Annotated in this window: 15 protein-coding genes; 8 read left to right on the top strand and 7 right to left on the bottom strand. The window is 25.8% G+C overall.

Going from position 1 to position 19,546, the window contains the following annotated elements; all coding sequences use genetic code 4:
- Nucleotides 1–308 precede the first annotated feature (308 nt).
- The 6 genes from JXZ93_RS00480 (at nucleotide 309) to JXZ93_RS04065 (ending at nucleotide 9,365) form a co-directional block, all read left to right on the top strand.
- A complete protein-coding gene (locus tag JXZ93_RS00480; protein ID WP_205852422.1) occupies nucleotides 309–2,492 on the top strand; it encodes a HinT-interacting membrane complex protein P80 in 2,184 nt (727 codons plus the stop codon).
- The gene (locus JXZ93_RS00485) at nucleotides 2,492–3,706 is read left to right on the top strand and encodes a HinT-interacting membrane complex lipoprotein P60 (RefSeq protein ID WP_205852117.1); all 1,215 of its coding nucleotides are present in this window, start codon (nucleotides 2,492–2,494) and stop codon (nucleotides 3,704–3,706) included. The genes JXZ93_RS00480 and JXZ93_RS00485 overlap by 1 nt, the downstream gene beginning before the upstream one ends.
- A complete protein-coding gene (gene hinT, locus JXZ93_RS00490) occupies nucleotides 3,699–4,016 on the top strand; it encodes a histidine triad protein HinT (RefSeq protein WP_205852423.1) in 318 nt (105 codons plus the stop codon). Before JXZ93_RS00485 ends, hinT begins: the two co-directional genes overlap by 8 nt.
- A gap of 49 nt (nucleotides 4,017–4,065) precedes the next feature.
- A complete protein-coding gene (locus tag JXZ93_RS00495; protein WP_205852424.1) occupies nucleotides 4,066–5,868 on the top strand; it encodes a hypothetical protein in 1,803 nt (600 codons plus the stop codon).
- 235 nt (nucleotides 5,869–6,103) lie between these two features.
- A complete protein-coding gene (locus JXZ93_RS00500) occupies nucleotides 6,104–7,138 on the top strand; it encodes an ATP-binding protein (RefSeq protein WP_205852425.1) in 1,035 nt (344 codons plus the stop codon).
- 1 nt (nucleotide 7,139) lies between these two features.
- Complete coding sequence (locus JXZ93_RS04065) at nucleotides 7,140–9,365, top strand: S8 family peptidase (protein ID WP_205852426.1); 2,226 nt, start codon at nucleotides 7,140–7,142, stop codon at nucleotides 9,363–9,365.
- Nucleotides 9,366–9,408: 43 nt separating this feature from the next.
- Here the strand turns inward: JXZ93_RS04065 and rsmA are convergent, their stop codons facing one another.
- From rsmA to pyrH, 5 genes are read right to left on the bottom strand one after another with little or no spacing between them, the layout of a single operon-like run.
- Nucleotides 9,409–10,182, bottom strand: a complete 774-nt coding sequence (gene rsmA, locus JXZ93_RS00510; protein ID WP_205852112.1) for a 16S rRNA (adenine(1518)-N(6)/adenine(1519)-N(6))-dimethyltransferase RsmA — start codon at nucleotides 10,180–10,182, stop codon at nucleotides 9,409–9,411.
- On the bottom strand, nucleotides 10,182–10,985 hold the full coding sequence (locus JXZ93_RS00515; RefSeq protein WP_205852427.1) for a TatD family hydrolase: 804 nt from the start codon (nucleotides 10,983–10,985) through the stop codon (nucleotides 10,182–10,184). Before JXZ93_RS00515 ends, rsmA begins: the two co-directional genes overlap by 1 nt.
- A complete protein-coding gene (mnmE, locus tag JXZ93_RS00520) occupies nucleotides 10,985–12,343 on the bottom strand; it encodes a tRNA uridine-5-carboxymethylaminomethyl(34) synthesis GTPase MnmE (protein WP_205852428.1) in 1,359 nt (452 codons plus the stop codon). Before mnmE ends, JXZ93_RS00515 begins: the two co-directional genes overlap by 1 nt.
- Nucleotides 12,344–12,388: 45 nt before the next feature.
- Nucleotides 12,389–12,940, bottom strand: coding sequence for a ribosome recycling factor (gene frr / locus JXZ93_RS00525; RefSeq protein ID WP_205852429.1), 552 nt, complete (start codon nucleotides 12,938–12,940; stop codon nucleotides 12,389–12,391).
- Nucleotides 12,940–13,659 carry a UMP kinase gene (pyrH, locus tag JXZ93_RS00530; protein WP_205852108.1) on the bottom strand — a complete coding sequence of 240 codons (720 nt, stop codon included), beginning with the start codon at nucleotides 13,657–13,659 and terminating at the stop codon, nucleotides 12,940–12,942. Before pyrH ends, frr begins: the two co-directional genes overlap by 1 nt.
- A gap of 263 nt (nucleotides 13,660–13,922) precedes the next feature.
- Here pyrH and JXZ93_RS00535 point away from each other — a divergent pair, with 263 nt between their 5' ends.
- Nucleotides 13,923–14,819, top strand: coding sequence for a Cof-type HAD-IIB family hydrolase (locus JXZ93_RS00535; protein ID WP_205852107.1), 897 nt, complete (start codon nucleotides 13,923–13,925; stop codon nucleotides 14,817–14,819).
- Nucleotides 14,819–15,523 carry a ribonuclease HIII gene (locus JXZ93_RS00540; RefSeq protein WP_205852106.1) on the top strand — a complete coding sequence of 235 codons (705 nt, stop codon included), beginning with the start codon at nucleotides 14,819–14,821 and terminating at the stop codon, nucleotides 15,521–15,523. The genes JXZ93_RS00535 and JXZ93_RS00540 overlap by 1 nt, the downstream gene beginning before the upstream one ends.
- 38 nt (nucleotides 15,524–15,561) lie before the next feature.
- On the opposite strand, the gene JXZ93_RS04070 is transcribed toward JXZ93_RS00540, so the two are convergent.
- A complete protein-coding gene (locus JXZ93_RS04070; RefSeq protein ID WP_205852430.1) occupies nucleotides 15,562–18,012 on the bottom strand; it encodes an APC family permease in 2,451 nt (816 codons plus the stop codon).
- A gap of 161 nt (nucleotides 18,013–18,173) precedes the next feature.
- Nucleotides 18,174–19,535: a phosphopyruvate hydratase gene (gene eno, locus JXZ93_RS00550; RefSeq protein WP_205852431.1), complete on the bottom strand. Its 1,362-nt coding sequence runs from the start codon at nucleotides 19,533–19,535 to the stop codon at nucleotides 18,174–18,176.
- Nucleotides 19,536–19,546: the final 11 nt, after the last annotated feature.

The following is a 19,546-nucleotide window of genomic DNA, read 5'->3' on the forward strand; positions in this document are numbered from 1 at the left end:
TTACAAATGATTTATTACACTATTTTAATAAATTCATAATAAAAGTTTTTGTATTAAATATTAATTAAATATGTAAAAATAGAGTTTCGAAATAATGTCCATTTATTATTCCAAAAATTACTAAATTCCATAAAAGTTAAAATAAACTTAAGCATAATTTTATTTTTTTAATACATCAAAAAATGGCGATTTTATTTAGCGCTCTTAACAAAAGTAAAAAAAAGATTTTTTAGGCTTTGTAATTAATTAAAAAGTGTTTATTTTGTTATAATTAATATAAAATTAAAAGTTTATAAAAAAGGAGCTTTATGGCAAAAGGACAAAAGTCATTTTTTGAACGTTTAACAGAAGTTAATGACTCATACGATGAAAAAAAACAAAATAAAAATACTACTAATAAAAAGAAAAGAAATTATATAAATATTGCTATTTTATCAACTTTAGGAGTTGGTGCTTTTTTAGGTATAACAATACCTGCAGTTATAAATAGTACAAAAGTAAATTATGAACAACCAACTAAAGATGATGTAAATGTTTTTGAATTTAAAAATAGTAATGGTGTTGTAACAAAAATCAATGTTAAAGAACTAACTAATGTTTTAACAGATACAAGTAAAACAAACCAAAGTAAAGTGAGTTCTTTATATAAAAAGATTATTCTAGAGTGATACAAACAAGAGCAACGTGCTTCTCAAATATATGAACATATTTTTAATAATTCATTGATTGCTGGCGAAACAGTTAGAAGTGATATTAAATTAAAGAAAATCGAAGATATCGAAAAAGAACAAAAAGCAAAGATTGATGAAGAAAGAAATAATATTCAAAAGAAATATCCTTTTCAAACATGAGAAAAAGCATTTCTTGAAAAATTACAATCAGATGAATTTGGAAAAAGCAACACAGTAGAGGAAGCTACTGAATATTTAGTATTTAAAGAAATTGAAAATGAAGCGTTAAGACGTTTTACAATTGAAGTTAAAACTTATGATTTAAATTACATTAATAGAGTTGCTCAAAGAGATATTTATGATATCGATGAATTCGGAAACACTTTACCTCAAAAACTTTTATTCCACAAAGGTGATAAAGTATTCTCATTTTACAAAGAAAATGAAAATTATTATACAGATTCTTCAGTTGCTAATAAAGCGGTTACATTTACAACTCGTTCATTTATTGATAAATTAAAAGATCCTACTGAGTTAATTAATACTTACTTTAGTTCAAATTCTTTAATGAATGTTGAGTCTATAATTTTACCTGGTGCTCATGATCCTGAATTAACAAAACCATTTAAATTCGATGATAAATCAAAAGAGAAATTAATAAACCTTTTAAGTTATTCTTCAATAATTAAAACAACTACAAATAATGGTAATCCAATAACATCTAGAGAATTTATACAAAACGTAGAATTGTTCAAGAAATTTAAAGCTGCAAGCGAATACTCATTAATTAAAGAAAATCAAACAAGCGAAGAATTTCAATATGATAAAACATTATATTCAAGTTATATTGAATCTTTAACATTAACAAAATCAGACTCACTTTTAAAAAGCGCATTAGTTACTTTTAAAGATTTATTCACTTCAAACCAAGAGCAAGCTTTAGGAATTATTGCTAAAGATGAACTTTCAAAAGGAGATAAAAAAATTCCAGAAATAAACTTAAATGAAATTTACAAATTACCTACAGGAGTAAATTCAAGTTTAGAATCTGAAATAGATAAGTTGCAAAAAGAACTTAAAACAATGGAATCTCAAACAAATAACGAACAAGAATTTATCGAAAAAACAACTTTATTAAATAGTTATATTTCTAGATTAATTAATTCAATGGATAATGCTCAATTTGAAAAGTGAATAAAAGATACATTCAACAACCACTTTAATATAAATGTTGATAATAAAAATTATGTTTCTACAGTTTATAAAGTTAAAGATAAAGATGGTTACTATGCTTTATTAAATGCGACAGGAATTAATTTATTCAAAGTAACAATGGTTCAAGAAAAAGATCAATATATTAAAATGTTCAAAGACGACATGATTAATGTATTAAAAGGTTTTTCTACTCATTTTGATTTAGTTAATAAAATTAATAAAAAACTTAGCGAAGAACAAATAGTTGTTAAAGCTTTACAAGATGATGCGCTTAAAGCAGCATTAAAAAATATTGATAATCCCTCTATAACTGATAAAAAAGAAAAATATAACGATCAAGTTCTTGAAGAATACTCAAATATTGCTTACTCAATTTCTAACGGTAAAGTTAGTGTTGAAATAACAAATAATTTAGACAAAATTGATAAATGAATAAAAGATACTTATAATTCTGAAACAAACTTAAATTTAAGTTATAAAGACGCAAAAATGAAAGTTGCTTATTACGATACAACTAATAAAACATTTAGTTATTCCGAAGAAAGTGCGTTTGATTTATACGAAAGTGCATTAAGAAAAATGTTAAAACAAGGAGAGGATAAATAATGATAAAATGATTTAAAAAAGTAATTTTGCCAGTATCATTAGCTTCTATTAGTGTTGCTGCTATTTCTTGTGGTAGAACAGCTGATTCGATTGAAAAAACTCAACAAGACGAATTATTTAAAGACGCAAAAGTTAAAACAGAAGTAGAAAACTTATGAATTGAAAATGTTTTAAAAAATTACTATCAAGTTGATGAAAATGCTAATTTAATTTCAAATCAAGAGTATAAAGAAGCTGCTTTCCAAACTTATAAAACATACGTAGAATATCAAAATCAAAAAGATTCTAAATATTTAGAAAAACAAATTACAAATTTACTTTCATTAGGTGTTTTAAACCAAGAAGAATTTAAAGTGTTAGAAAAAGCGTATAGTTTTAAATCATTACCAACTTTAGACCAATTTACAATTTTATATAACAATAAATCAGCCGATGTTAGATTATTGGTTAATAAACAACTATTAGTTAATAAATATTTAACAATTTCATCAAAAGAAGAATTAGAAAAAATTGATAACTCTAAATATACAAGAAATAAAGATAGATTTGATCAAAATAACTTTTTGTTAATTGATTATATTCTTGACAAAAATTATGTTCAATTATGACAATTTAAATCAGACAAAGAACAAGATTTATTTACTACAAAATACAAAACGATTTCAAACATAAATGATTACAATGCTATAGCATTAAAAAACTATACAACAGATAATGTTGTATCATCTAATTTATTATTCTCAAATAATAAAAACCTCGAAACAAAATTAGGTGGTTATGTTGGTATCCAAAAAACTCCTTTTAGCTTTGATAATTCTATAGCAGCTTTATCAGAAGATAATGTTGTTATGAGTGGTTTCTATAATTATTCAACTAATAAACTAGTCAAGGTAAATGAAGACGAAAGTTTAGAAGAGTCTATCAAAATAACAAATAATGATGGAAAAATAAATATATCTTATTTAAATAGAATTATGCCTTTAACAAAAAAAGTTACTAATCCAGATGATAAAGAAAAAGAAATGACAATCTTTACAATGGAAAACACTATTTTTGCTCCTAATTTATTAATTTTAACTACAATTTTATCAGTTAATGATGAATCGCTTTACAATAAAGCCGTTGAAGCTTTTGTTGCCTTAGGGAATAAATTAACAATAACAGAAAATGAAACATTAAAAAAATCATTAGAAGGATCAAAATTCCTTGGCTAGTATTTTTACAAAAATTATAAATAGAGAAATTAACTCTAATATAATTTATGAAGATGATAAGGTTATATCTATTTTAGATGTTAATCCTAAACAACCAGGACATTTTCTAGTTATCCCTAAAATTGAAAAAGAAAATCTTCTTGAACAAAGTGAAGAAGAAGTTAATTATTTAATGAAAATAGCTCGTCAATTAGCTACTGAAAAAATAAAAAATAATGAAGCTACTGGATTTAAAATTGTAATTAACACCGGAAAAAGTGCTGGACAAGAAGTTATGCACACACACGTTCATGTAATACCATATAAATAATAATCGCTTTGCGATTATTTTTATATAATATATCTTTAAAGGAGTTGATATGAAGTTAATATATTCAATATGATTTCAATTAGGTAACTTGGCAAATTTACCTACTTTGGCATCATCAAGCGTTTCGCAATCTAGTCAATCAAGTTATACTAACGATGAATTTAATAAAATAAAAGAAGAATATAAAAAACTTTTTAGTAAGTATTTTACTAATAATAACTTTATTTCTCAAATTGATTCTATTGAAAACACAACGAAAGAACAAGTAAAAAATAAAGTTATAGAAATATTAAAAAATACTTATAAAAATATTATTTCTGATATCTTTTTTACTCAAAGTAACAATAATTATAATTCTATAGAGCTAGAGCGTTCAATCAAAGAAAAAATAAACAATAATAATAGCTTTGAAATAGATAGTTGAGATCTAATGATATCTAGCGTTCTAGTTGATTTAGGTCATAAATGAATTGATGAAACAAGAGAAAATTTTACTTATACCGAATTAATGGATGATTTACCAAAATCTAAATGAACTATAAAACAAGAGAACAAGACCGCTTATCATTATTGATCAAATATAGCAAGAACTATATTTAGTGGTTTTTACGTAGATTCTATTAATGGTGATTCTTGATTTAGCGAAGATGATACAGAACATTCTCAAGAAGAAACTGAAAGAATATATTTTAAAAATGCTATTGAGCCGAAACTATATCTTTTAAATATGGATCCGGAACTTAATCATGACAATAAAAGTTTAAATTTAAGAAATAACGAAGAAATAAAAACATTAATATCAAAACTAAACTTGAATGATTTAAATACTTACAAGGAACTTTTAAATAAATATGGATATTTATTCAAAAGAGACTTTTATAGATATCACGAAAATATTGATTATTCTTTCAATGAAATTTGAATGATAAATCCAGCAATTGTTTTTAAAAATGAATCCATTTTAGATGAAAATTCAGTACCTTATAATAAAGTTATAAATTATGTTAAAAACTACTATTTAGAAGATGTTTTAGAATTGCTAAACTTTAATTTGAATGATGATTTTTTAAATGATTGACCTACTAAAATAAACTTTAATAATAAACTAAACGATAACGCTTCTTTAATTTACTATAATTTAAGTTTGCCTTTAATAAATCATCTTAAAACCCAAGTTTTTAATTCTATTTTTGATTATTACAATATTTCACAAGATGAGCAAAACAGAATTTGAAGTCTATTCCAAGAAACTCCACAGGAAAGAAATTTTTTGTTTGATACTGTCGGAATTTATGAATTATCAGATAAAAAAATACTTAGTGCAATAAGACCTAAAGTATCATTTTTTAATTTGAAATTAAAAATCCAAGAAGCTTTAAATGAAATAGGTAAAATTGTTAAACCTGAGCTTAATGTGGTTAATGAAAATTTTAGATTCCATAACTATACATTAAATGAAATATTGCCTAAAAATGACAAACACAGTGAAACTAAATTAGATAATGAAAATTATTCAGATAATAAGGTAGAAAAAAACGAAAAAAAAGATGAAATTACTTCTAATGAAGAAAAAAACATTTCAAATAAAGAGGATGATAACCAAATTTCGAATAAAAACAATGAAACTCCAAAGGAAAATAAACAAAAAATAGAAGAAATTAGAGAAACTAATCAAAAAAGTCAAAGCAATAATTCAAATAATAGTAAAAAAAATCTAGAAAAAGAACAAAACAAGGGAAATTCAAATTATAATATCAAAAAATTTCTTTTAATTGCCTTAATTGCGTTAGGTATAATATCTTCAGGAACAATATTTTTATTGATTTTAAGAAAAAAGATGTTATCTAAATAAAAAAATCATTATAGCCATGTAGAAAAAAGTAACATGAAAATGTTATTTTTTTATATAAATTATGAGTCGATTTTTGCGTTGTAAAATAAGTAAAAAGGATCTGTTAAAACAATTTATCAATAAAACAATTCAAACATTTTTGATTAACTTTTATGATATAAAAAATAACTTTTGTCCCAAATATTATTAAATTGTCCCAAGTGTGATATACTTTTAATATAGCGAAGGAGCAAAAATGAAAAAAGCAAGAATTCTAAATTTAATAAAATATTTTTCAGAAAAAAATGATATAGCTTTCAAAAATGAAGCATATGAAATTGCTAGTGAATTTGATCGAATGGGTGACTATTCACTTGCAGAATATATAATGGGTTTATTATCAGAAGGAAACACTTTTTTTCCACAAATGATAGTAGATAATCACAATTTTATTAAAAAAATAAAGACAAGTAGCAAATCACTGCCTATACCAGATATCATTAAAGAGGATGTTATAGGGATCATTAATGCTACTACAAGAGATATTGGTATTAATAAATTTCTTTTTGTTGGGCCGCCCGGCACAGGTAAAACCGAAACATCGAAACATATAGCAAGAATTTTAGGAAGAGAACTATTTGTTGTAGATTTTTCCACAATAATTGATAGCAAATTAGGACAAACTAGTAAAAATATTTCAAAATTATTTGACGAAATAAATAATTTAAGAATGCCTGATAAAGTGGTTATTTTATTCGACGAAATAGATGCTTTAGCTATGGAAAGAGTTGATTCGAATGATTTAAGAGAAATGGGGAGGGCAACTACAGCTGTTTTAAATGGTTTAGATCAATTAAATGATAAGGTTATATTAATAGCAACCACAAACTTATATAAACATTTTGATAAGGCGTTAATTAGAAGATTTGATTCAGTAATTAATTTTGACAGATATAGTAGAGATGATTTAATTGATATATCAGAAATAATATTGAATGATTATATTAAGAAAATGGATAATGTCGGTAAAAATATAAGACTTTTTAGAAAAATTATTAATTTATATGAGACAATACCATATCCGGGTGAATTAAAAAATATAATTAGAACTTCTTTAGCATTTAGTAAATTAGATGAAGAATTTGACTATTTAAAAAGATTATATAATACCGTGAAAAATGGAAGAAAAATTGAAATAAAAGAATTACAAACATTGGGCTTTACACTAAGAGAAATAGAAATTTTAACAAGCATATCAAAAAGTCAACTATCTAGAGAATTAAAGGAATAACATGAATGAAATTTTAGAGTTAAAGGGTGAATTTGAAAAGAGCCCTTCAAGTACTAAACCGGGACCATCAAACTTACCGATTGATGAGTTTATAAATATTTCTAACTTGAAAAAAATATATAATGATTTAATAAAAACACTTAAATTTTGAGAAAATGAAAAATTAAAAATTAACCCATTAATTAGTGTTCACTATATAAAAATAGTAGCTAAAAGTAATAGAGTAAAAGGGTTATTTAAAAATAGTATTAGGGATAATAACAATTTGATTGTAGGTGCAAAATTTAATGATAATAAAACAAAGCACATTATTACGTATTGTATGACATTAGAGGTTTTGCACAGTTCTATTCAAAAGTTAAATGAAGTAATTAAAATCTTTGAAAAGAATTTCGGAGAAGAAATCAATTATTCGATGATATCAGAAATTAATTCAGGACATTTTAAGGATTTATTTAGTAGAACAAAACTAAGACAGAGTACATTTGTGAACGTAATTGTCGATTCTTATTGGGTTGATAAAATAAATGTAGAGAAAGAAGTTGACGATATCAAAGAAGATTCAATTGTAACAATTTTCAAAACAGGCAATAAAATTAGTGACATTTTTGATCAACTAAATATTAGCTATACTAATATAAGAAAAATTGATGAGACAACATTTTTATTAAAAACTAATGAATATAATATTTTAAAAGAAAAGGCTCCGTTTTTAATTTCGATGTCAATTACTGACATTTCAAAAATAGACATAAAACTTTATTTAAATGATATTAAAAACAATAGTTCAATAAATATCCCTGATCCTAAAGATGAGCCGGTAGTTGGTGTAATTGATACTATGTTCCATGAAGATGTTTACTTTAATAAATGAGTTGAATTCAAAAATATGTTAGACCCTAATATTGAATTAGAAAGCAAAGATTATATACATGGTACCGCGGTCAGTTCAATAATTGTTGATGGGCCAACATTTAATCCTCAATTAGAAGATGGTTGCGGTAGGTTTAGAGTAAAACATTTCGGTGTGTCTACAGCAAGCAAGTTTAGCTCTTATTCTGTTCTAAAATCCATAAAGGAAATTGTTTTATCAAATAAAGATATTAAAGTTTGAAATTTATCTTTAGGGTCGTATTTGGAAATAAATAATAATTTTATTTCACCAGAAGCCGCTTTTTTAGATAAATTGCAATATGAAAATGACATAATATTTATTATTGCTGGCACAAATAAATTGAATAAAAATATAAATAAAATAGGTTCTCCGGCCGACTCTATTAATTCTTTAGTAGTAAATTCTGTTAATTTTAATAATGAACCTACCGATTATGCTAGAAGTGGCCCTGTATTATCGTTTTATCAAAAACCTGATGTTTCTTATTATGGTGGTACTGATAAACAACCAATTAGAACATGCACTCACTTAGGAGAAAAACTTGTAGCCGGCACTTCATTTTCTGCTCCTTGAATAACTAGAAAAATAGCATATTTAATACATATAATGAAATTTTCTAGAGAAGTGGCTAAAGCTTTGATAATTGACTCTGCTGTTGGTTGAAAAAATAAAACTAATTTTAAAGTTGGGTATGGTGTCGTTCCTATACATATTAACAAAATAATCAATACTCCTAAAGATGAAATTAAATTTATTTTTTATCAAATAGCAGATATGTATGAATCATATGCAAATAATATTATTGTACCCATTGATAAAGGTAAACATCCATTTATATCCAAAGCTGTGTTGTGTTATTTTCCGAATAGTTCAAAAAATCAAGGTGTTGATTACACAAATACAGAATTAGATATACACTTTGGAAGAATTAAAGATAAAAAAGGTAACGTCTTAACAATAAACGATAATAATCAAAATAATGATCATCATTATACTTACGAAGAGAGTGCCCGCGATTTTTACAGAAAATGAGACAATGTTAAAGTTATAATTGAAAATATAAAAACTCAAAAGGGTAGACAAAAGAAAAGCAAACGAACTTTTGTAAATCAAAACTGAGGAATTAAGATTAGAAAAAAAGAAAGAGTGTTGACTAAAAGTTCAAAAATTAAATTCGGAGTTGTTGTAACTTTAAAAGAAATTAATGGAAATAATAGAATTTATGAATTTATTAAAATGAATCAATTATCGGGTTGAATTGTAAATAAAATTGACGTTAAAAATAAAATTGATGTATATGAAAAATCTAATGAAATAATAGAATTTGACTAAAAATTTTGAATTAAAAAATCTTATGTGTAGAGCATAAGATTTTTTAATTATTTAGTAATTTATATAATTCGACAATTTTTTCTAACGGTAATTGCTGAATTCTTAAATTTTCATCATATCCTAATTTGTTATAAGCATTTATAATTTTTTCGCTAGAGTAAACTGTTTTTAAACTTGTGATTAATTTTTTTCTACGATTGTTGAAGCAAAGTTTGAAAAAATCCTTATATAAATTTCAAGTAGAATTATCTATATTGTCATAAAATTTTAGCGAAATTATTGCTGAATCTACCTTTGGTGCAGGTGAAAAAGCATTTTTAGGTACAATAAATTCTATTTTAGTGTTTGCTAAAAATTGACTACTTAAAGAAAGTTTTGAGTATTCTTTTGAATTTTCTTTTGCTACTATTCTTTCTGCTACTTCCTTTTGGACCATTAATATAGCTTCAGAAAAAATGTCTCTATGTTCAAAAATTTTAAACAAAATGTCAGTAGTTATGTAATAAGGAATATTTGCAATAACTTTAGATTTTTCAATCGAAGATAAGTCGCTTTTTAAGAAGTCTTCGTGCACTAAAGTTAAATTGTGACTTTTGATTTCATTTTGAATAACGTTAACCATATCTTGATCTATTTCAAAAGCAATAACATGTTTAGATTCTTTAACTAATTCTTTTGTTAAGGCTCCACGACCAGGGCCGATTTCAACTATATTGTTATTTTTAATTTCGGTTACTTTTAAAATTTTATTAATAATATTATTATCTTTTAAGAAGTTTTGACCGAACTTCTTTTTTGCATAAACTTCTTTTTTCATTATAAATTAAATAGCCTTCTTAAATTTCTATTAATTTTATCAACAAATTTATCTAATCCCACTCCTTTTAGTGCGGAAATATAGTAGCTGGTGTAAACAACTGTATTAGGTTCATTCTTTTCTCCAGTATAAGGATGTGGTCTTAAATATGGAGAATCAGTTTCAGTTAATATTCTTTCAAGAGGAATGAATTTAACTACCTGTCTTGTGTTTTCGCTCGAATTAAAAGTAACAACACCACTGAAAGAAAAGTATAAATTTTTAAATTCCATAAACTTTTGTGCTCATTCGATATTTCCGGCAAAAGTATGTAACATAATTTTTAAATTTTTATATTTTTGAAGTATTTGATATACATCTTGATAAGCTTGAAATTCATTTTCTTTATCTCTAATATGGATAACTGCAGGTAAATTATATTCATTTGCAATTTTTATTTGTTCTTCAAAACAATATATTTGATCATCTCTATTAGGGCCATCTGAGTAGTAATAATCAATCCCTATTTCTCCTATACCAACTATATTATCTAAATTTTCAATGACTTTATCTTTGAATTCTAAGATGGAATCAGTATCTTTAATACTTTCGGGGTGAATTCCAATACAGGCTTTTAAAAGAGGGTATTTTTTAGATAATTCGATTACTTGATCATTTTCTTCAAAATGTCCACCATTATTTATAATAAATTCTACTTTATTGTATTCTGTAGCTTCAACAATTTGTTGAATTGCAAAATCTGTATAGTAAGAATAATTAACATGAGCATGTGCGTCTATAAACTTATTTCTTCTTTTTCCCATTATTTTCCCAAGCAGAAGTTAGAAAACATAGTATCTAATAAATCTTCTCGATTGGCTCTCCCTTTTATTTCTTCCAAAGAATCTCAAGCATCATATAAATCAACAATCAAGGTGTCAAATGTATATCCTTCATTTGTTGCTAAAGCTAAGGCATCATCAATGTGTCTCTTCGCTTTTTTTATTAAAGATAATTGTCTTGTGTTAGAAAATATTCTTTCGTCTAAAACATCGATATTTTTAAAGTTTTCAACTAAAGCTTTTTCAAGATTATCTATATCATTTTTTAATGCTGAAATATAGATGTATTCGTCATTTTTAGACTCTATTAAATCTACTTTATTCATGACTTTAAGGTAATATTTATTTAATTCTTTAGATTTTTTTTCAATTTCAATATCAAATTCATTATTTTTTTGCGAAGGATCTAAGATGTGCAAAATTAAATCAGCTTTTTCAATTTGATCAAATGACTTTTTGATTCCTATTTGTTCAATTATTTCATTTGTTTTTCTAATACCTGCTGTATCAATTAGTTTAAATAAAATTCCGTCAATTTGATAACTTGCTTCCACTAAATCTCTTGTTGTTCCGGCAATATCCGTAACAATCGCTTTATCTTCTGAAAGTAGAGCATTTAAAACGCTACTTTTACCAACATTTGGTTTACCTAAAATTGCAACCTTCACACCTTCAAAAATATATCTACTTTTTTCCGAAACCCTTATAATTTCGCTAAATTCATTAGATAATTCAGTTAATGTTTTAATAAATAATTTTGAAGTTATTTTATCGACATCTTCATATTCTGGGTAATCAATATTAACCTCTGCTGTACCAATCAATAAACTAATTCTATTATTAATTTGATCCAATAAATCACTCGTTTTACCCTTAAATTTTGAAACACTTGCTTGAGCTTGTGTTGTAGTTTTAGACATTATTAAGTCGTGTATTGCGTCAGCTTTAACTAAATCTAATTTACCGTTTAAAAACGCTCTTCTTGTAAATTCTCCGGGTTCAGCTAAACGTGCTCCATGTATTAAAAGTAATTCAAGAATTTTATTAGTTACAACAATTCCTCCGTGACAATTGATTTCAATAATAGGCTCTCCAACGTAATTGTTGTATATTATCTTTCCGTTTTTATCTTTTTTACCAATAAATCACATTATTAAAACTTCATCTATTAGTGTTTGATTATCGTAAATTTCACCGTAAGTTATTTGGTGGTCTTGACCAACTTTTCCTTTAAAAATTTTTTTAACTATTTCTACTGCGTTTGGACCACTTAATCTAATTATAGAAATAGGTTGATTTGTTCTTGATCCAGAACTTATTGCTGCTATATTATCATTCATATTTTAATTATATAATAAAAGGTGATTTTCATCACCTTCACATTATTATCCGTTCATTAATTCGTTTTCTTTTTCTTTGCTAAGTTCGTTAATTTTTTCAATGTTTTGGTCAGTATGTTTTTGAATAACATCTAAATAATTTTTTACCACATCTTCTGATAATTCATCGTTAGCTTTTATTAATTTATTAACGTCTTGTCTTGAGTTTCTAACTCCAACTTTAGCATTTTCGGTGAGTTTTTTAAGGTTTTTAACCATTTCAATTCTACGTTCTCTTGTTAGTGCTGGGAATGTAAGTCTCACTTGATTTCCTTCATCTACAGGTAAAATACCTAAATTAGCCTTTTCTAACGCCTTTGTAATTTCTTTAACTGAAGTTAAATCGTATGGTTTAATTAATAATTGTTGTGGTTCAGGTACACTAATGTTTGCTAATTCTTCAAGAGAAGTAGGTGTATCATAGTAATTTATTCTAACCCCTTTTATTATTTGTGGATTTGCTCTTCCTGTTGAAAGTTTTGACATTTCAAACTTAAAATGTTGTATTGCTTTTTCGTTTTTTTCTTCTAATTCAAGTAAATATAATTCTATATCCATTATTTTATTACCTCTGTGTGTTCGATTTCACCTTCTATTACTCTAATTATTGAATTTTCTTCTAAAAGGTTAAATATTATTAAGTTGATATTATTATCTCTCGCCATGCTTGTGGCAGTAAGATCCATAACTTGTAATTTCTTTTCTAAAATTTCATCATATGTAATTTTATCAAATTTCTTTGCATTCGGATTAGTTTTAGGGTCTGAATCATAAACTCCATCAGTCCCGTTTTTACCCATTAATATTACGTCTGCTTTTATTTCGGAAGCATAAAGTGTTGAAGCGGTATCTGTTGTGAAGAATGGTCTTCCGGTACCCCCGACAAATATAACAACTTCACCTTCTTCTAAATATTTTAATGTTTTTTCATTTACATATGTTTCAGCAATTTTAGGATCCATATTTATTGAACTTTGAACTCTTGATTTTAAACCTACTTGTTCAAAGCCGCTTCTAAGAGCAAGTCCGTTCATAACTGTAGCTAACATACCTATATAATCTGCTCTATTTCTTGGTATTCCATTTTTTTCCGCTGATGCACCTCTTCAAAAGTTACCACCACCAATAACTATAGAAACTTGTATTCCTTTTGCGACAATTTCTTTTAATTGAAGAGCTATTTTTTTAACTAACTCACTATCAATTGCAAGGTGTTTTTCTTTGTTAGCGAAACCTTCTCCTGATAGTTTTATTAATATTCTTTTGTATTTATTCATTGCACCTCTCACCTCATTTTGAATATTTTAATAATTATAATGGAAAATTAATAATTTTTATCATTTGGATACTAAAATAATGAAAAAAATTATTTTTTTACGTTTTTAACTACTATTAATATGTTTTTGATTTTAACCATATTTTGTAGTTAAAATAATGTTTTTATGAAAAAATGTGGAATTTTTTTCTGAAAGTACATTATTATAGTATAAAAAATAAAATCTTGTATAATTTAATAAACAAATTTATATAAAGGAGTTATATGAATAATAAATACTTATTTGCTATTGATTTAGATGGCACAACACTACTTTCTAGTGCTACTGGTGAAGTTCATGATCAAACAATTAATGGTATAAAAAGAGCCATTTCTTTAGGTCATAAAGTATGTATTTTAACAGGTAGACCTTGAAGAAGTACAAAATTTATTTATGATACTTTAGGTTTAGATACAGTAGTTTCAAATTATAATGGTGCTCACATTCACCACCCCAAAGAAGATGGTTTTATACCTTATATTAAATATTTAAATTTAAATGAAGCTTTATATGTTTTAGGTGACGAAAAAGTTCAAAAAGAGGTGTCTAATATCGCTATAGAAGGACCTGATTGAGTTCAATTGCAAAAAAGAGATCCAGATTTAGAAAAAGTTTTCGGATTTACTTCATCATCAAAATTGAGAATTGGTCTCGATTTTCATAAAATCCCATTAATGCCTACAGGTATTATATTTGATGTTAAAAAAGACACAAATGTTGAAGAATTAAGAACATATTTAAAGGCTAGATATGGAGACCTTGCTGAATTTTCATATTGAAGCAAAGGGGAAGGGCTATCACCTGTATTCGATATGACTAACATTACTGCTAATAAGGGTAAAGCGTTAAGTATGCTTATGAGATATTATGATATTCCAGTTGAGAATACAATTGCTTTAGGTGATGGTTTCAATGATGTTCCTATGTTTAAAGTAGCTAATGTTTCAGTTGCTATGGGTAATGCTAGCAAAGATGTTAGACAATATGCGACTGTTAAAATAAACAAAACAAATAAAGAGGGTGGAGTTGGTTGATATATCAATAAATTTTTAGATAACCCAGAACTCGAAATAGCTAAATCAAATGATAAGAAAAAGAAGAGAAACTTAGAGGACGAATAATGTTTTTTTATAATGATTTGAGTAAAATTAATTTAGAAGAATATAATGTAATAGGCGTTGATGAAACGGGAGTCGGAGATTATTTTACACCGATAATTGGTTGTGTGGCTTATTTACCAAATAATTTGAAAGAATGGGCTATCCAACTCGGTGTTCAAGACTCAAAGAAATTAAGTACTGCTAAAATTAATTTTATTGCAAAAGAATTAATAAAAAAAATAAATTATAAAACTTATACATTGACACAAAAAGGATATAACAGTCTAACATCTAAAGGTTTTAATGCTAACGAAATAAAATATTTTATACATTTTAATGCAATTGGAAAATATTCAAATTTGTTTTTAAATGAAAATAAATTTGATAATGATATTTTTATTGTAGATAGATATTCTACTTTTGATTCTATTTTAAGATATAAAGAAAAATTTAATTTTATTTCGGATTTTAAAAAAACATATGAATTAAAAAATCAAGTATTTTTTGTTACTAAAGCCGAAAGTGTTCATTTATCAGTTGCTTGTGCTTCTATAATTGCTAGATATTATTTAATAAATTATATGAATAAACAAAGCGAAGAATGAAAATTCCAATTTCCATTAGGAGCAAGCCAAAAAGTTAAAGAAGCTGTTATTGATTTTGAACAATTATATGGTAAAAATTCTTTAGATTTAGTTTGTAAAACTAGTTTCAAAATTAAATAACAAAAATCATAACTACATAATTTAGTAGTTATGATTTTTTATATTATAGAAGATTCTTTTAGGAAGATATCTTTAGTAATTTTCGCTTTATATTCTTTAAAGTTTTCTACATCGTTTAAAAGATTAGTAATTTTTTGTTCGATTTCAGGGATTATTATATTAATTAAATTGTATGCTGCTGGAATATTATTATCTTTTTCGTATTCTTTAACTTTTGCTTTGTGTTCTGAAATTAAATTGTAATTACTAATTAAATCTCTAATTTTTTGTTTTTCACTATCAAAAAGTTCGGTTTTTTCAAGTATTAATGTTTCAATTTGATCTATCTTAGAATCAACTTCTTTAACGTTAGAGTTCTTTTTATCTTTTAAAATAGCATACTTTTCGTATTCAAGTTTTATTTTTTGTTCATATAATTCTTTTAAGTTTTTTTCTCATTGAGAATTTTGTGAATTTAAGTATGCGGCAGCAGTATCTATTTTATTTAAAACATCACTTATATACATGTTTTGTTCGATATAATTTTTAATCAATTGGTCAACGTCATTATCGTTTATCAATTCTTGTTTTGCTAAAATTTTATTTTTTGCATATAAAGTTATCATTATTTTTTGTTCAGTACTTAAGTCGTCAATAGAAGAATCAATAAATAAATCGTTATAATCCTTTAGTTTAGTTTCATCACTTAAAGATGCAATAATTTTTATATTGGTTTGATTTTTTACTCTATGTAATAGCGGTATGATTTTGTTATTTTCAAATAAATCAATATTTTCTATAAAAATTATTAAATCAGAATTTAAGTTTGCTTTATTATAAAATAGTTTATATAAAATTTTTGTTATTTTAGATTCCTTTGTGAAAAGAAGTTTTTCAGTATTAAGTTTATAAACATTTTTTGTAGGTAATTCATTTTCTTTATTGTTAAAATTAATTACTTGTGCTAAAGTTCTTATAATTAGATCTCTAAACGATTCGCTTTGTTTAGTTAATAATATAAATTTATTTTGAGTTTTAAATGAATTTATGAAGAGTTTCTCAACAATTTCTTTAATTCCATTTTTTTCCAATTCTTCTAAAGTAGTTTTTTTAGATTCAAATATTTTGGAATAATTTTTAGCGTATCTGTTTAATGGGTTAAATGATTTAATAATTTTGTATAAAGCTCAAATCACAAAACCTAACACCATAAATCCTATATAGCTTAAAATTACTATCAATTGAGAAGGATCATATTTTTCATTTAATATAGGCGGTAATAACGTTACTAAAATGACTATACCAATAAGGATTATGGTTAATATATAAAATAATTTTTCTCAATTTGGTATTTTAAATTCTTTCCGCTTGAATGAAATAACTAATATTGATAAAATAGCAATTAAATATAGTACAAAGAAAACTAAATTACCAGCATTTAAAACAGCACCAAAAGAATTAGAAATGCCAAGTGCTTGTGGAATTATTGTAAGTAAAATCATCGCAAAAATGCTTATTGCAGTAACAAATTTAATTGCATTTTTATGTTGATCATTTTTTGCCACTTTAGCTAGTGAACTTGGTAAGAATCCATCTAAAGCAAGTGGGACAACGGCTTTAGCATAGTAAACCATTGAGAAAATTGTTGAAGTTATTTGTTTAAATAATAAACCTACTGTAAATAAAATAATACCTGTTAAACCTAATGTATTTCTCATTATTAAAGCCACATAATCATCTTGACCAGATGAATTAATTGTAGGTATAAATGAAAATAATAAGAAAAATATTAGATAGATAAATATTACAAATCCAAAAAGATATAATAATATTTTTTGGAAATTTTTAGTTTTAACACTAGTTGATAATCCGGCTAATCCTTCAATTCCGCCGTAAGCGTATATAAAGCTAAGAATTGAACTTATGATTGTAAAAGGAGTAATTGTTTCTAGTGTAGAATTTTCTTTTTTAAAAAGATGTATTTCAGGACTTGAAGCAACTAAATATACTATTACACCTAAAATTAGTATAAAAACTATTCACTTAACAATAGCACTTCATAAAACTACTTTTTTAGAAACGTTTAAGCTAAATGCAGAAACAATTGTTAATGCTATAAAAAATAGCAACGAACCTAATTGCAATAGTATTTTATAATCTTGATTATTAACAAATAATCCGACTAGAGTTGAGAAAAATAATGGTGTTGTCGCTGAAAAAAGAGGAGCTTGCATAAATTGATTTCAACCATTTAAAAATCAAAACCATTTACTTTTTGGAAAAGCTTCTTTTGCGTATACATATGATCCACCAATTTTATTACCAAAATATTGTGTACCTCTCGCAAAGGCTAGCATGATACCAGCGGCAATTAAAGAAGTAATGGCAAAAATTAGTAAACTATAGTTTCCGGTTTTTATAACACTTTGAATAGTTGCTATGAAACCAAAACCAACTATAAAGTTTATACCGTAAAAAATGAAGCTTTTTTCACTAAATTTTTTATTCATTTTTCCTTTCGTTGTTTGTTATTTATTAAATATATTTTTTACTTTAAAAATTCTACACATTTTTATTAAAAAGATGAATAAAAAGTGTTTTTTTAAGCAAAAAACACGTTTTTTAGTAAAAAATAAAAAATTACGCGAATAAACGCGTAATTTTAAACTTATTATTTGTTGATGTTGTAGAATGATTTAGCACCATCAAATTTTGATGCTGTTCCTAATTCTTCTTCAATCGCTAATAAACGATTGTATTTTGCAATTCTATCTGTTCTTGACATAGAACCTGTTTTAATTTGTCCTGTATTCATAGCAACTGCAATGTCAGCAATTGTAGAATCTTCTGTTTCACCTGAACGGTGTGATACAACAGCAGTCATGTTTGCTTTTTGAGCCATTTGAATCGCTTCGAATGTTTCTGTTAATGAACCAATTTGGTTTACTTTAATTAAGATTGAGTTCATTGATTTTTCTTCGATAGCACGTTTTAAAATTTCTGTATTTGTAACTGTTAGGTCATCACCAACGATTTGTACTTTGTTTCCTAATTCAGCTGTTAATTTTTTGAATCCAGCTCAATCAGCTTCTGCTAAACCATCTTCGATTGAAATAATTGGGTATTTAGCAACAAGTGATTCTAAGTATGAAATCATTTCGTCTGTTGTGTATTCTAATTTAACATTAGTTAAGTTTTCAAATCCAGGTTGTTTTGATTCGATAGCAGCTTTTAATTTACCAAATGTATAAACACCATTTTCGTATAATTCTGAAGATGCACAGTCCATTGCGATAGCAACAGCTTTTTCTCCTGATGTTGCAGGTGTATATCCAGCTTCTTTAATAGCTTCAACTAAGAAGTCAAGAGCTTCTTCGTGTGATTTAAAGTTTGGAGCAAATCCACCTTCATCACCAACTTGAACTCCGTGTCCGTTCTTTTTAAGTAATTTAGCTAAGTTATGGAAAACGTGGTTAGCCATTTGTAATGATTCTTTTAATGATTTTGCACCAACTGGCATAATCATGAATTCTTGGAAATCAAGTGTGTTTGATGCGTGTTCTCCACCATTAATAACATTTAACATTGGTAAAGGTAATAAGTGAGCATTAAATCCACCTAAATATTTGTATAATGGTAAGTCTAATTCGTTTGCAGCAGCTCTAGCTGTAGCTAAAGAAACACCTAAGATAGCATTTGCACCTAATTTAGATTTTGTAGGTGTACCATCTAATTTAATCATTGTTTGGTCAACTAAACGTTGATCAGTAACTTCTAACCCTTCAATAACTGGTGCAATATCGTTGTTAACGTGATCAACAGCTAACATAACACCTTTTCCACCAAATCAGTTTGATTCGTATTTTGAACCTTTATCTCTTAATTCTAAAGCTTCTCTAGAACCTGTTGAAGCACCTGATGGAACCATTGCTGAACCGTATCCACCTAATTCTGTGTAAACTTCAACTTGAACTGTTGGGTTACCACGTGAGTCTAATACTTCACGTGCGTGAATTTTTGAAATTTTTGACATTTTTTCTCCTA

The organism is Mycoplasma sp. CSL10166, assembly GCF_017116885.1.
Lineage (GTDB): Bacteria > Bacillota_I > Bacilli_A > Mycoplasmatales > Metamycoplasmataceae > Mycoplasmopsis.